The organism is Deltaproteobacteria bacterium (assembly GCA_019310525.1).
In the GTDB taxonomy this organism is placed as follows: Bacteria; Desulfobacterota; DSM-4660; order Desulfatiglandales; family HGW-15; genus JAFDEE01.
On record JAFDEE010000019.1, the window covers coordinates 88648 to 102577 of the forward strand.

Genomic DNA, 13930 nt, shown 5'->3' on the forward strand with positions numbered 1-13930 from the left:
TCGCAAGGAGAACAAAACATGAATCCTCGTAAGCTTATCAAAGGGAAAATGATTCTGATCGTGGATGACGAAGAGGATATCCTCCAACTCTTGATTGATCTTCTGGATGTGTGCAAGATCGACACCGCATCCACTTTCGAACAGGCCAAGGAATTACTGGAAAAAAATTACTATGATGTGGCCATACTGGATATTATGGGGGTCAGAGGGTATGACCTGCTGAAAATCGCAAACGAGAGAGGGATACCCGCCCTCATGCTCACCGCCCATGCCCTTTCCAAGGAAGATCTCAAAAAATCCGCAGAAGAGGGCGCATCCTTTTATGCGCCAAAGGACGAAATCAATAAAATCGATGTCTTTGTCGCGGATATCATCGAAGCCCGGGAAAAGAACAAAAATATCTGGGCCCGATGGTATGAAAGACTCGCAGGATTCTGCGACAGGAGATTCGGGGTCGATTGGAGAGAGCAGGATCGCGAGTTCTGGGATAACCTCATCAAGTATTAGAGAGTGTCCATCCATAAAGCAGGCAATTTTGTTCAAGGTCAAGGAAGGCGAAGATTTTAACCGCCCCGCTTTAGGATGCCAAGCGGCAGAGGCATCCATACATTGAAATATTTTGAGGATTAAAATCTGAGCCTGACCTGAGAGATTGGGGAAAAGGGCCATTTATGGATGGGCACTAGAGAGGATTTTTCCCAGGTTAACGTTCCACCCCCATTGCCTCTCTTTTTCACAATGGTACGAACAGTTCGATGCAAGGTATCCGAGGAGGGCATGAGATGAAGAAACGTGTCGGCATGACCATCACCGAACATATCCTGAAGGAGCAACGGGAAAACCCCGGGGCCACAGGGGACTTCACCCAACTCCTCAGTGAGCTGATCGTCGCCGCCAAAGTCATTTCCAGGGAAGTGAACAAGGCCGGGCTGACGGATATCCTAGGATCCACGGGGGAAGTCAACGTTCAGGAAGAACAGGTCCAAAAACTGGACGTGTTCGCCAATCGCGTGATCATCGAGCGAATGCGCCACGTGGGGCAACTCTGTTGCATGGGTTCGGAGGAACTGGCTGATCCCGTTGAGATTCCTCCCCAGTACCCGAAGGGCAATTATGTCCTTCTCTTCGATCCCCTCGACGGTTCCTCCAACATCGACGTCAATGTCAGTATCGGAACCATTTTCGGGATCTATAGAAGGGTCAGCCGGCCGGAAGAGGGCGACTACACCATGACCGATCTCCTTCAACCCGGGATCAGGCAGGTGGCGGCCGGGTACTTCATATACGGGTCGAGCACCATCATGGTCTATACAACGGGTAACGGCGTCCACGGGTTTACCCTCTATCCGAGTGTCGGGGAATTCCTCCTTTCCCATGAGAACATCCGAATTCCCGAGAAAGGCAAGATTTACAGTGTAAATGAGGGATATTACCAATACTGGGACGAAAAGACCAAGGCCGTGGTGGAATACTTCAAATCCAGGGACGAATCAACGGGTCGCCCCTATTCCGCCCGGTACGTGGGGAGTCTCGTGGCCGATTTCCACCGCAATCTCCTAAAGGGTGGGATATTCATGTACCCCGCAGACCGCAAAGATCCGAAAAAACCTTCCGGAAAGTTGCGTCTCATGGTGGAGGCCAATCCCCTAGCCATGGTCGTGAAACAGGCCGGTGGATATGCAAGCAACGGTTACGGTCCCATCCTGGAAATCGAACCCGAATCACTTCACCAGAGGGTTCCTCTATATATCGGAAGTAAAGAGGATGTGAAAATGGTGGAGAAGATCATGGCCGGCGGATAGGCGGTCACAGAGGAAAACAGGGATCTGTTGAGGGAAAAGGGGGGGCTCTATTTCAGGAGGGCCTCCCTTTCCTTTTGTCCTCAATCATATTTTCTGTCCTTGAGCATGTGTACGAATGTCTCAAGCCGAAGGGCCGTTCGGCTGTCTACAGGACCCGGCCGGTCACCCTCGAGTGTCAGGATGGGGACGGGCAGGCTTTCTCTTAAAAGGATATCGTAGATCTGCCGGTAGCAGAACGTTTGGGTGTAGTGAATCAGCCCGTCCAGGTTTCTTTCCGAAACCGCCTGAAGGATATCGTCGATTCTCCCTTGAATGCCGTACGGGTAGGTATAAGTCAAGTACTGCCCGCAAAGATCATGATCCTGGAAGGCCGGCATACTGAATTGCCTTTGGGTCTCGTTGAAGACCACACGGGCACCTAAAGACTCGATCCGTTCATAAAAAGAGTTGAAAATGGGAGGAACCCCCAGATAGCCGAGCCTGATTTCTTCTTTCATCGGCCGCCTATTCCCCGCATCCGTTAAGAGTGCATCCAGTTCCTTCTCGTAACGGTCCAAATCCGAATAAAAATCAGAACTGCTCACGAGGAAAAGGTGGTTTTCAAATCCCGTGATCACGTTTTTTTCATAGGTCAGCCTGTCGAGCTTCCGTAGCTTTTCCCTGATGGGCATCAATCGTAATCGGATCTTTTCAACCTCCTGCCACGTTGCAGAGAGATCCCGACGCAACCGGTTCATCTGATCCATGAGGGATGCCCTGTCGCGCCGCAGTGGATACTCGAAGTGGAGAACCTCTACACCCCTTCTCTCCAGTACTTCACCGAGAGCCACCGTATTGCTGCAATCCCCACCTGTAACCGCAATGACCCTTTTGATGTCATATTCCAGGACGGCGCCGTATATTCCCTTGATCCAGGAGCAGACACTGTGGCCGAAACCGTCGGATTCGGCCCGTGAAATGAGTTTTTCCGGGTGGGAGGAGGTGATGAAGATATTATTCAAATCAAGAGGTTTTAGACCCGCGGCCAAAACGATCTCCACGGGAATGGTCGAAGTAAGGCCGACAGTCGCTTCGGAATATTGGATATCATACATGGGATTCAGGCCTCAACAAAGTGGAACTTCAGACCGGGAAGCTCCAGGCATGTCAGCTTGTTTCCATAGACGGCCCCCGTATCCAGCCCGATCTTGCTGTCGGTGACAAGAGGTTCAGAAAACGGAGTATGGCCGAAAATCACCCTCTTGCCGAAATCGTAATCGGAATAAATAAATGGCTCCCGAATCCAGATGAGATCTTCCAGATCCTGTTTTTCTAAAGGGATTCCGGGTCGAAAACCGGCATGTACGACATAATGGTCTTCCAATTCGATCCAAGGCAGTAAGGCTTTTAGGAAAGAGACGTGGTCAGGGGGAATTTCGAGTTCTTGTTTCCCTTGAATAGAGGCCCGGCGATAACTCTCAAGGGTTGAATTTCCTCCATTTATGAGGAAGGCCGTGATATTCCCCCTCTCAAGATAATCCAGGAAGATATGTTCGTGGTTTCCCATGAGACATTGAACCTTTTCAGAGACAGCCTGAAGCCTTAATATAAAATCGATAACCCCTTTTGGATCTTCCCCCCTATCCACGTAATCCCCGAGAAAGATAAGCCGGTCCCTTTCAGGCTCCCAGGGAATTTTCTCGATCAATCTCTGAAGCATCCCGAGGCAACCATGGATATCTCCCACAATGAACGTTTTTCCTTTTCCCATCACAGGCCAAAAAACACACGAATGCGGTCTCTCGGATCCAATCGGTGGAGTCCCACCTTTTTTGCCGCGGCGACCGCCTCCTTGTATTCACCGGATGTCAATCGTCGGTTGATCCTTTCATCCCCGTGGGCCTCCCCGCAAGGTCTGTATTGATCCATGATATTGACATAAGTGTCACGGGAAATCTCATCTGCGATAAACCTCATGATCTCCCCGGTTCCCGCAACCCCCCCCGGCATGACTAGATGCCGCACAAGCAGGCCCTTAACGGCAATCCCCTCTTCATCCAAAACCAGATCCCCCACCTGTCGATGCATTTCTCGGAGGGCTTCTCTGGCAACAGCCGGGTAATCCGGTGCACGGCAATACCTCTCAGCCCATATCGAATCCCAAAACTTGAAGTCCGGCATGTAGATATCGAATATACCTTGGAGTAAAGCTAATGCCTCCACCGAATCGTAGCCGCTCGAATTATAAACGAGAGGGACCCGTAGCCCTTTTTCCACGGCCGCAGGCAAGGCTTCAAGGATTTGGGGAATGACGTGGGTAGGGGTCACGAAATTGATGTTGTGGCATCCTTTTCTTTGAAGCTCTATCATCAAATCAGCCATCTGTTGCGCTGTGATGTCGACACCTTCCCGGAGATGACTGATTTCAAAGTTCTGGCAGAAGACGCACAAGAGATTACAGGAACTCACGAAGATGGTCCCGGACCCGTATTTCCCGACTAGAGGCGCCTCCTCTCCAAAATGGGCGTTATAGCTTGCTACCCGCGCTTTTCGGCCGGTGTTGCAAATGCCCCTTTCTCCTTCCAGCCGGTTTACGCCGCAGCATCTCGGGCAAAGCCTGCAGGACTCCAACAACTCCAAGGCTGCCGTGACCCTTTCTTTGAGTTCTCCATGGCGATATGATTCAAGGTAGGACGGTTCCATGTCTTTACTGTTTCATCCTGTTCCAGGATCGGGAAGGGAGACGGCCAAATGGCCGCCTTCTCTCTATTCCCGGTTGGAGCCGAAGATTCTAAGTAGCAAAAGAAAGAGATTGATGAAATCCAGATATAATCGCAATGCTCCCAAAATTGCACCCTTCCTTGTAATCGACTCATCCAGGCCATCGGGTCGGGTCAGAGCCATGTTTTTGAGCATTTGGGTATCGTAAGCGCAAAGCCCTATGAATACGAAAACGCCGACATAAGTAATAAGGGCACCGAGGGCGGTATTTGCCATGAACAGGTTGACCAGGGAAGCGAGGATAATCCCAAACAGCCCCATGACGAGAAATCCGCCGAAGGACGTGAGATCCCTTTTCGTCGTCCATCCATAGATGCTGCAGGCAAGAAAAGTGCCCGAACAGATAAAGAAGGTATTTGTAATGGACTCATGGGCATAGACCCGGAAGATAAAGGAAAGTGTAACCCCGTTCAATGCAGAATAAAGAACAAAGAGCCCGGTAGCCGTCCCCGCGCGCAACCGGTGTATATATCCGCTTATAGAAAAGACCAGAGCCAGTTCGGCAATGATCAGGAGCAGGAATATACCCCGACTTTGAAAGACCAGTTGATACAGCGTACTACTTGATGAGACGTAATAGGCTACAAAGGCGGTTATACCCAGTCCCACACACATCCAGTTGTAGACGCTTCTGACGAATTCATTGACCCTTACCTCGACCCTGCTTTGCGGTGCAGCCACCGTTTGCATGGATTCAAACCTCCTCTCTCTTTTTTGTCTTCATCAATATCGATCAATTTATGGATAAATCTTGATTTTTCAATCCCCTCAAAATCGCTTCCGGAGTGATCCGCCCTGCCCGCACTATAATCGAGGCCCTGGTATCATTTTTAATGTCCCATTCTGGGAATGGGAGGACCTTGGGCCTTCGTGCGAAGACTTTAGTTGGATCTCTTTTTGAGTAGGGTTCAAGGATTCAAGGGGTCCAGGGTTCGAGTGAGAAATCGTGTTTTAATGAAAGATGATTTTCACTTGACCCCTTGAACCCTCGCCCCCTAGGCCCTTAAAGCTATCGGTTTCGGCCGATAGTTGGTGTCCATCCATAAATGGCCAATTTCCGCAATCTCTGCGTCAGGCTCAAATTTTAATCCTCGAAATACTTCAATGTATTCCTGCGGTTAAAATTTTCGCCTTCCTTGACCTTGCATTCGAGACAGGATTTGCGGGGTTCAAGCAGAGACCGGCATGGTCTATTCGCCTGGGTCACTCCGCCGTCCATGATTGGTTGAGGCCCCTTTTACATAAAATCAGCAGAAAATGATAGGATAATATGAGGGGATTTTTCAACCTTCTCACCCATCGTAGGCATTCAAAAAAGATCATGTTTTTCTTGCGGAAAAGACCGATAACATATTCCTTGCCGAGGTTCGACTCGAACCGGAAAAGGCTGTGGAGGTCCCGGGGTGAATCCGCGTCGCCGCGAATTCATGTTGCCATCCTCGCAGGGTTCTTTTACCATCTCGGGTTGGAACGCCCTGCCGGGTACAAAGGATACTTGATCGGGGATACCCCAATGAAAAAAGAAAAGCTGATCATTATAATGGTCGGACTCCCAGCCCGGGGCAAATCGACCGTGGCCACCAAACTCAAGGAAAGCCTGAGTAGTGATGCTCTCCGTGTCAGGATTTTCAACAACGGAGAACTGCGGCGAAAAATGATCCCTGAAAATACCTCCTATGCCCGCTTCTTCGACCCTGACAACAAGGAGGGGGTTTCGTTGAGAGAAAAGATCGGCCGTATCAATGTTCAAAGAGCCAGAACGTTTCTTCGGGGAAAAGGGAATATCGCCATTCTGGATGCCACCCATGTCAGCAGGGAACGGAGAAAACTGGTCCAGGCCCTTTTGGGGGGGTACCCTATCCTTTTCATCGAATGCATCAACGAAAACAAGGAGATCCTGGATGCCAGCATCCTGCGGAAAATCGACATGGCGGAATTCGGTCATCTCAGCCAACAGGAGGCCATTGAAAGCTTCAAGCAAAGGATCTCATACTATCAATCCATCTACGATCCCCTGGAAGACGAAACCAATTTTATCAAGTTGGATTCCCTCAACAACAAGATCCTCCAGGAGGAAATCAACGATGAAATCCCCTATCTGGAACAGATCCGGGATTTCCTGTTGACGGACATGGTGAAGAATCTCTTTCTCATCCGTCACGGAGAGACTTATTTCAATATCGAAGATCGGATAGGTGGCGACTCCAGCCTGAGTGCCGCGGGACGCGAACAGGCATGGGCCCTGGCCGAATATTTCAAGACCAAAAAGATTCCCCTGATATTCACGAGTACCAAAAAGAGAACGATTCAAACGGCGGAACCCATCCAGGCCCTTCAGGAGAGGTGTTCCATAATCCCCTTGGCGGAGTTCGATGAGATTGACAGCGGCATCTGTGAAAAAATGAGCTACGAAGAGATCAAAAGGGGTCTTCCTCACGTCTATGCCGCCAGAAAACAGGATAAATACAATTACGTTTATCCCGGCGGGGAAGGCTATGTCACCATGCAGGACAGGATCTACCGGGGGATCAAGAAGGCCCTTTATCTAAGCAATCCTGCAGATAACATAATGATAATCGGACACCGGGCCGTTAACAGGATGATCCTGTCTCATTTCCTTTATCGCCGAAAGGAGGATGTCCCTTATATCTATATTCCACAGGATCGGTTTTACTACATTTCTTCAACCCATGACAGAAAAGTATTTCAACTAAAAAAGTTCAAGTAGGCCTTTAATTTTCCTCCACACCTCATCCACTTGGATAAGATCCATGCACGGGTTATCCGGTCGGACACACTTCACTTGGCGACAGCCGCAACAAGGCGGGTTTTTGAAAATAACTTCTCCCACCGGGCTGTAAGGACGCCACATGTGGGGAAAAGTGGGCCCGAAAAGGGTGACACTCGGACAATCCACCGCGGATGCGATGTGTGCGGGCGCGGAATCATTTCCCACGAACAAGCGGCACCTTTTGAACAATGCGGCCATCTCGAGAAGCGTCAAACGTGTCGAGCTGAAGGCCGGAGAAAACCCCATGTGCCTCTCTACTTCCCTGACGATCCCTTCTTCGTCCGGTCCGCCGATAAGAAAAATCTTTACCCCGTAAGATTCTCTTAGACGTCTTGCGATTTCTGCAAAACGCTCCGGCCTCCATTGCCTCAACCTTCCTCGTGCCCCCGGATGAATGGCCGCTGCTTTGAGGCCCTCGGGAGACAGACCAGATCCCTTGATCAACACCTCTACCCTTTTCTCGACATGGGCGGGGATCACGATCCCCATGGTTCTTTCAAAACGCTCGATTCCCAGGAGCCGAAGGGCCAGGAGTTGATAATCTACGATATGATAGCGGAAAGGATCCGCCTGAATCATACGATTCATGAAAAGGCGGGAGAGGCGGCTCGACCGGGTATAAGTCACCCGCTCGGGGGCACCGGTCATCAGGGATAGAAAGGCCGCCCGGTCACCGTGGGAATAATCGATGACCAGGTCATACTTTTCTGACCTCAACTGTTTTAATAACTTTATATGGTATCTTATTGATGATATTAGGCTATTCTTTACTTTCTTTCGATCGTAAAGCCATAACCTGCCGATTCCGGGATGATGCGCTAAGACCTCTTCCGTACCCTTGTGTATCATCACATCAACGCGAATCCCAGGGGCTTCTTTATAGAGGGTGTGAATTACGGGGTACAGGGTCAAGGTGTCCCCGATATACCTAAGCTTTATGATAAGGATCTTCGTTGCCTTTAAAAGTGGTTGGTGCAATGATTCAGCGATTCCTCCCTTGTTTTTGCCGGATTAGTTCATGGAGCTTTGCGTATTTGAAAAAGGATCCCCCCGCGTTCATTAAGGAAATCACAAAACCATCGAATCCATCCAGGAATCCCCGTTCAAGAAGATAGGTTCTCAGGAACATCCAGGAACCGTGAAAAAGTGGAGTAAAGGCATGAACCCGCCTTCCACGCTCGAAAAGTTCATTGGCGGCGATATTGGAGTAGCGTTCCATCTTGGCAACCAGTTCGGAGTAGTTCCTGAAACTGAGGTGTTCGATATGAACGTCAAGGTGTTCCACCCTGCCCCTCGTTATCCACCTTTCATGAACAGCACGTCCGTCGAATTCCCCTTTTCTCCTGTCCACGAGACGCACAACGGGGTCTGGCCACCAACCGCAATGCCGGATCCACTTGTCGTGAAGCAGGTTCTTGCGTTTCAGGCTGAAGGCCGCCACCTCTCCCTGATCGGGCCTGGAAATCACCCTACGAATGGTTTTAGCGGTGGCTTCGGGGACCCTTTCATCGGCATCCAGGATCAACACCCAGTCATGGCTGCACCGGTCAACGGCCATCTGTTTCTGCATGGAAAAACCCATCCAGGGCTCAACGAACACCCGTGCTCCGAAAGATTGCGCGATCTCCCGTGTCCGATCGGTGCTCCCCGAATCAACGACAAGGACTTCATCAGCGAAAGAAAGACTTGCCAGGCACCCGGGCAGGCGCTCCTCCTCATTCAGGGTGATGATCGCCACGGAAAGAAGATTTCGGAGGTTCCTTTCATCCATCCTTATAGCCAACTGGGATGGACATTGTTCTCCAGACGGAGGCATCCATTCCCGGAAGATGGTTTATATGAAAACCAGGATTTAGACGGGACTGCCATCTTAATGTGATCCCCTTTGTTTTGCAAAAAAAATCGGGTATAAGGAAACGATTACATATATTTCTCCGCCGGATGCTTTTTTGGGGAGGTCGGGAAATGCCGAGGAGCAGGGAAGGAAGCCCTGAAAAAAAGATAACCAAGGCCATCATCGATTTGCTCGTGAACGTTCCTATGTTCGACACGCTCACAAGTGATGAGCTTCGGATCGTGACCCGCCACATGAATTTTATCGACCTTGAGAAGGGGGAAACCCTTTTCAAGGAAGGAGAAAAGGGCGATTACGTTTGTTTTGTGGTGAGCGGGCATCTGGATGTTTTAAAAGGGGCGGGCGGTGGAAACTATGTCGTATTGGCCACTCTCTCAAAAGGACGCTCAATCGGAGAAATGGCGGTAATCGACAATTTCCCTCGTTCCGCCACGGTAAAGGCCCGAGAAAAATCAACGCTTGTCATCCTTACCCGAAAGGGCTTTGATATGATCCTCTCCCAGCATCCCCCTGTCGGGGTGAAAATCCTTAAGGGGATAGCCAGACTGTTGAGCCAGAACCTGCGTATGACCTCCAGCAGGCTGGTTGACCACTTGCTTCCCTTGAGTTGATCGGAAAGGGCGGGGTAAGACCTTACGGTCCTCATTATCAAGGAGTCCACCATGAAAAGAATAGTTTTTGCCGTTGCTTTCCTGTTGCTCTTGCTTGCAGCGATTTCGCCACTCCGAGCGGGGCCAAAGGTCCTTTGCGACGTCAAAAAGATCCGGGAGCACGGTCTCCTTGTGACCTTTTCATGGAAGGTAAAGGTGAAGGCGGATCACCCAAGACAGGCATGCGACCTGATCCTTTCATTTCGAGATCACAACGGAAAGGAGATCTATACGGTAAAAGAAATCGTGCAATTGAAGACCGGGCACAACCAATTTGAGGGGGTTGAGATATGCGAGAAGGAGCGCTGGAAAAAAATGGTCAAGGTAAAGGCAACCCTTGATTGCGTCTTTTGATGAACCTTTCCATAATAGATTAGTAAAAAGCACCCAAAAACAAATGGTTAAGCTGTAAATTTCGGGTATGTCTTTAGATTTCCTGAATTTCGTATTTGGTTAGAAGTCTTGAAAGATAAGTCCGCTGGATGCCCATGATCTTGGCGGCCTTGCTCCTGTTGCCTTGGGTATGCCTCAAGTTGAGGATGATGAACTCCCTCTTGAACCTGTCCAGGGCCTCCTTGAGCGTCAGTCCGACTTCCATGGATGGGTTTTGCTTACTGGGCCCGAAGATAGGGAGATCTTCAGGCATGATTTCTCGACCGTTTCCCATTACAACGGCACGTTCAAGGGCATTTTGCAATTCCCGTATGTTTCCCGGCCAGTCATAAGACAAGATTTTATCCATGGCCTTTTCTGAAACACTGATGTGCTTGACCCCTCTTTCGTGCTTGAAAAGATCGACAAAATAATTCACAAGGATCGGGATATCTTCCTTCCTCTCCCTCAAGGCGGGCATCCGGATCTGAACAACGTTGAGTCGGTAATATAAGTCCTCCCGAAACCTTCCTTCCCGCACCTCTTTGCTGATATCCCGGTTTGTCGCGGAGAGGACCCTGACATCCACGCTGATGGGGGTGCTGCCCCCAACGCGGTAAAAAACGCCTTCCTGAAGAACCCTGAGCAGCTTCGCCTGCATTCCCAGGGACATCTCGCCGATTTCGTCAAGAAAAAGTGTTCCCTTGTCAGCAAGCTCAAATTTCCCGATTTTGCGGGTCATTGCCCCTGTAAAGGCCCCCTTTTCATACCCGAACAGCTCCGCTTCCAGGAGGGTTTCAGGGAGGGCGGCGCAATTCAGGATAACCATGGGTTTGTCTTTTCTAGGGCCTGCTTGATGGATCAGGCGGGCCAGCAGTTCTTTCCCGGTGCCGCTTTCCCCCAGTATAAGGGTGCTCGTCTTTGAATTCGCCACCTTCAGGGCGTCTGAAATCACCTTCTTCAATGCGAGACTTTCGCCGATGATTTGGTGTTTTTTACCCAGTTCTTCTTTGAGATTCCTGTTTTCCTGTTGAACCTGATCGATTTTGCGGGCATTTCCGATGGCCATGGCGGCCAGGTCTGCGAAGACGTTCAGAAGCTGCATATCCTCCTGTTTGAGGGAGCTGCCGTCTTCCTTGTCTATGATTTCAAAGACACCGATAATTTCACCGTTTATCTTCAGGGGCACACATGCGATGGATCGGGTTTGAAAGCCGATGGATTCGCTGATCTCCTTATACCAGCGTGGTTCTTTGGTCACATCCGGGATCAAGAGCGATTCGCCCTTCTCTGCCACAAAACCAGCAATGCCCTGCCCTACATCGAGTTCATACTGCCGGATCTCATCCTTTCTTTCGCCGATCGCTACCTTGAAATAGAGCTTTTTGCTTTTTGGATCCAGGAGAAGGAGCGAACTGGCTTTGGCCTCCATCATTCGGGTGGCGGTGTCTATGATAAGTTCGAGGAGTCGGTCCAGGTCAAGAACGGACGAGACCCAGGCGGAAATTTCCTTCAGGCGGTCAATAGTCAAATTCGACATCGGTGCTCTTCTTTTCATCGAAAAACCCGAAAATTATACAAAATTAAATGGGTTTCAAAGACATCCGAGGAGAATGCACAGGCTGTATACTTTTTTATCGGTCGGCGCCCCCCTGATCTTTACTCGATCTACGAATTATTTTTCATTCAAACGCAAAAGGAAGTCACAACCTATATGTGTATGAAAGTTGACACGTTTTCCCGCCATAACCCCAAAGATCATGAAATCTCTTGTAAATTGAACGATTTTTTTACAACCCTATGGTTTACTATTCAAAGGCATACAATTTGCAGCGTTTAGTAACGGTGTTTCATGCCGAATCCTATCCATTCATTCAAAAAAACAGGAAGACCGATGTCTAAAGCGAACCTAATGAAATCCTTATTAAAAGAAGCTGAGCTTTATAGGAATCAGGGTCTCCTTGAACAATCCAGGGCAAGCTATCTCAAGTTCCTGAAAATTGCCGAGCGAATCCCACCCTCTGAGAAAAAACACAAGCTGATTCGGGCAGTTCGAGGACGCCTAAAGGAGGTGGAAAAGGAGATCCGCCTGGTAAACGATGAAATCGATCAGCCCCAACTTTCAGATGACATCCAGAATCTCATAAAAAAACTGTTCTCTTTTTCGAGAACAAAAGAATCCGCTGTCATCGAAGGGGCCATCGCCCTGGCGAAATTCGGCCAGTACGAACAGGCCCTGGAAGAGTTCGGCAAGCTCCTCCATAACAGAAGATCCGCCCTGGTAGCGGCCAAGAACATCCTGAGATGCCACCTTTCCCTGGCCTCGCCCCAGGCAGCCGTCGATCAGCTTGTAAGATGGCAGAATTCCCATTCTCCTTTAACCAGAAAGGACCTTGAAATACTCCGCTCTTTCTTAAGCAACCTGTTCGGGAGCATGGACATCGAAGCATCAATCCCGCCGGTTTCTGGATTAGAAGAGGAGGAAGGGCTGGCGCCTTCGGTTCAGACACAAGAAAATTTCATTGATCCGGGAACCGGTTGGGAAGGCTCTCCCGAGTCGGAGAAAAAAGAGCGAGAGAAAGAGGGCATTGAACCGCACGTCGATGGAGAATTTCTGGATATTGCATCCCTGGGATCGGCCCCTGAGGCAGCCGATATTGATGAAAACGGCAGCCTGGATGATATCCTTGACATTTCATCCTTGAAAATCGAGGTAAAGGGAAAACCTCCCGGAGAGAACCATGTCGAACTCCCCGTTTCCTTTCAGGTCGGAAACGTGGTAAGCGTAGTGCTGCCGGCTTCGATGAAGGATCTCCTGTTGGAGTTTCCTGAAGGTAAAGTCCTGCAGGACATGGAAATCCATTCCCCAGTGACCGTTTTCAAGGGGAGCGGAAAGGTTCTGGGGGTCACGGATATCCGGGGGGGGCCTCACGAGGGAGGACATACGCTGGATATCATTGTATACGCCGCCTAATAGGGATATCGGGGTCTACGGATGAACATTCACCCCGATCAAGGCTGATGTTGATTCTTGAAAAGACAGGATGACAACTAAAATCGGTTGACGACGAATATCCATGGCGAAATTCAATCCAAGAGACAGAGTGATCGAGTGCAAGATTGTATATTATGGTCCCGGGCGGGGAGGAAAGACCACCAACCTGGAATATATCTTCAAGGCCTTCAACAAGAATACTACTGCGGAAATGGTATCCATCAATACGAGGGGCGACAGAACACTGTATTTTGACTTTCTGCCCATGGGACTCGGGAAGATTCGAGGCTGTGAAGTCAAGATTCAACTTTACACCGTTCCAGGGCAAACAAGATACCGTTCGACCAGGAAACTCGTATTGAAAGGGGTGGACGGAATCGTATTCGTGGCCGATTCCCTTGCTGTCAGGAGAAAAGCGAACCTCCTCTCCCTGAAGGACCTCCAAGAAAACCTCAAAGAGCAAAACATGAACCTGTTCAATATTCCCCTTGTCCTCCAGTACAACAAGCGGGATCTTGCCAGAGATGGAATCCCTTTGATTCCATTGGAGGTCATGGAAAAGGATTTGAACAGCAAATTGAAAGTTCCGAGTTTTCCGGCCAGTGCCTTGAAAGGAACCGGAGTAGGCACCACCCTGAAACAATGCCTGCTCCTGACCCTGAGACACCTGCAGAAGGAACTCAGGTGGACACGATAGGGGGAACA

The 13930-nt window shown here is 49.7% G+C and carries 14 protein-coding genes; 7 read left to right on the forward strand and 7 right to left on the reverse strand.

From position 1 onward, the window contains the following. Positions 1-18 precede the first annotated feature (18 nt). Complete coding sequence (locus JRF57_05240; GenBank protein ID MBW2303099.1) at positions 19-507, forward strand: response regulator; 489 nt, start codon at positions 19-21, stop codon at positions 505-507. Between the two features lie 275 nt (positions 508-782). Beyond that, the gene (fbp, locus tag JRF57_05245; protein MBW2303100.1) at positions 783-1802 is read left to right on the forward strand and encodes a class 1 fructose-bisphosphatase; all 1020 of its coding nucleotides are present in this window, start codon (positions 783-785) and stop codon (positions 1800-1802) included. Positions 1803-1882: 80 nt separating this feature from the next. Here fbp and JRF57_05250 read toward each other — a convergent pair whose 3' ends face one another. The 4 genes from JRF57_05250 to JRF57_05265 all read right to left on the reverse strand — a co-directional run bounded on the left by JRF57_05250 (position 1883) and on the right by JRF57_05265 (position 5252). Then, complete coding sequence (locus JRF57_05250; GenBank protein ID MBW2303101.1) at positions 1883-2896, reverse strand: 2-hydroxyacyl-CoA dehydratase; 1014 nt, start codon at positions 2894-2896, stop codon at positions 1883-1885. Positions 2897-2901: 5 nt separating this feature from the next. After that, on the reverse strand, positions 2902-3552 hold the full coding sequence (locus JRF57_05255; GenBank protein ID MBW2303102.1) for a serine/threonine protein phosphatase: 651 nt from the start codon (positions 3550-3552) through the stop codon (positions 2902-2904). Then, a complete protein-coding gene (locus tag JRF57_05260; protein MBW2303103.1) occupies positions 3552-4484 on the reverse strand; it encodes a radical SAM protein in 933 nt (310 codons plus the stop codon). Before JRF57_05260 ends, JRF57_05255 begins: the two co-directional genes overlap by 1 nt. Positions 4485-4547: 63 nt before the next feature. Then, a complete protein-coding gene (locus JRF57_05265; GenBank protein MBW2303104.1) occupies positions 4548-5252 on the reverse strand; it encodes a Bax inhibitor-1/YccA family protein in 705 nt (234 codons plus the stop codon). A gap of 823 nt (positions 5253-6075) precedes the next feature. Between JRF57_05265 and JRF57_05270 the strand changes: the two genes are divergently transcribed. Further along, on the forward strand, positions 6076-7290 hold the full coding sequence (locus tag JRF57_05270) for a histidine phosphatase family protein (protein ID MBW2303105.1): 1215 nt from the start codon (positions 6076-6078) through the stop codon (positions 7288-7290). Here JRF57_05270 and rfaQ read toward each other — a convergent pair. Then, positions 7273-8331, reverse strand: coding sequence for a putative lipopolysaccharide heptosyltransferase III (gene rfaQ / locus JRF57_05275; protein ID MBW2303106.1), 1059 nt, complete (start codon positions 8329-8331; stop codon positions 7273-7275). The two genes, JRF57_05270 and rfaQ, sit on opposite strands and share 18 nt — an antisense overlap. A gap of 4 nt (positions 8332-8335) precedes the next feature. Beyond that, complete coding sequence (locus tag JRF57_05280; protein MBW2303107.1) at positions 8336-9124, reverse strand: glycosyltransferase family 2 protein; 789 nt, start codon at positions 9122-9124, stop codon at positions 8336-8338. 194 nt (positions 9125-9318) lie between these two features. Here JRF57_05280 and JRF57_05285 point away from each other — a divergent pair, with 194 nt between their 5' ends. Together JRF57_05285 and JRF57_05290 are read left to right on the forward strand one after the other, a co-directional pair. Next, on the forward strand, positions 9319-9819 hold the full coding sequence (locus JRF57_05285; protein MBW2303108.1) for a cyclic nucleotide-binding domain-containing protein: 501 nt from the start codon (positions 9319-9321) through the stop codon (positions 9817-9819). A 51-nt stretch (positions 9820-9870) separates the two neighbouring features. Further along, positions 9871-10212, forward strand: coding sequence for a hypothetical protein (locus JRF57_05290; GenBank protein ID MBW2303109.1), 342 nt, complete (start codon positions 9871-9873; stop codon positions 10210-10212). Between the two features lie 73 nt (positions 10213-10285). Here the strand turns inward: JRF57_05290 and JRF57_05295 are convergent, their stop codons facing one another. Then, positions 10286-11770, reverse strand: a complete 1485-nt coding sequence (locus JRF57_05295) for a sigma 54-interacting transcriptional regulator (GenBank protein MBW2303110.1) — start codon at positions 11768-11770, stop codon at positions 10286-10288. A gap of 354 nt (positions 11771-12124) precedes the next feature. Between JRF57_05295 and JRF57_05300 the strand changes: the two genes are divergently transcribed. Then, entirely contained in the window at positions 12125-13204 is a 1080-nt protein-coding gene (locus tag JRF57_05300) for a hypothetical protein (protein ID MBW2303111.1), read from the forward strand. Positions 13205-13307: 103 nt separating this feature from the next. Continuing rightward, a complete protein-coding gene (locus tag JRF57_05305; protein ID MBW2303112.1) occupies positions 13308-13922 on the forward strand; it encodes a GTPase domain-containing protein in 615 nt (204 codons plus the stop codon). The last annotated feature ends 8 nt before the right edge of the window (positions 13923-13930 follow it).

Excerpts from the sequence above, each read along its gene's own strand:
- JRF57_05240 (MBW2303099.1), top strand. The coding sequence starts at position 19 with ATGAATCCTCGTAAGCTTATCAAAGGGAAAATGATTCTGATCGTGGAT.
- fbp (MBW2303100.1), top strand. The coding sequence starts at position 783 with ATGAAGAAACGTGTCGGCATGACCATCACCGAACATATCCTGAAGGAG.
- JRF57_05250 (MBW2303101.1), bottom strand. The coding sequence starts at position 2,896 with ATGTATGATATCCAATATTCCGAAGCGACTGTCGGCCTTACTTCGACC.
- JRF57_05255 (MBW2303102.1), bottom strand. The coding sequence starts at position 3,552 with ATGGGAAAAGGAAAAACGTTCATTGTGGGAGATATCCATGGTTGCCTC.
- JRF57_05260 (MBW2303103.1), bottom strand. The coding sequence starts at position 4,484 with ATGGAACCGTCCTACCTTGAATCATATCGCCATGGAGAACTCAAAGAA.
- JRF57_05265 (MBW2303104.1), bottom strand. The coding sequence starts at position 5,252 with ATGCAAACGGTGGCTGCACCGCAAAGCAGGGTCGAGGTAAGGGTCAAT.
- JRF57_05270 (MBW2303105.1), top strand. The coding sequence starts at position 6,076 with ATGAAAAAAGAAAAGCTGATCATTATAATGGTCGGACTCCCAGCCCGG.
- JRF57_05280 (MBW2303107.1), bottom strand. The coding sequence starts at position 9,124 with ATGGATGAAAGGAACCTCCGAAATCTTCTTTCCGTGGCGATCATCACC.
- JRF57_05285 (MBW2303108.1), top strand. The coding sequence starts at position 9,319 with ATGCCGAGGAGCAGGGAAGGAAGCCCTGAAAAAAAGATAACCAAGGCC.
- JRF57_05290 (MBW2303109.1), top strand. The coding sequence starts at position 9,871 with ATGAAAAGAATAGTTTTTGCCGTTGCTTTCCTGTTGCTCTTGCTTGCA.
- JRF57_05295 (MBW2303110.1), bottom strand. The coding sequence starts at position 11,770 with ATGTCGAATTTGACTATTGACCGCCTGAAGGAAATTTCCGCCTGGGTC.
- JRF57_05300 (MBW2303111.1), top strand. The coding sequence starts at position 12,125 with ATGTCTAAAGCGAACCTAATGAAATCCTTATTAAAAGAAGCTGAGCTT.
- JRF57_05305 (MBW2303112.1), top strand. The coding sequence starts at position 13,308 with ATGGCGAAATTCAATCCAAGAGACAGAGTGATCGAGTGCAAGATTGTA.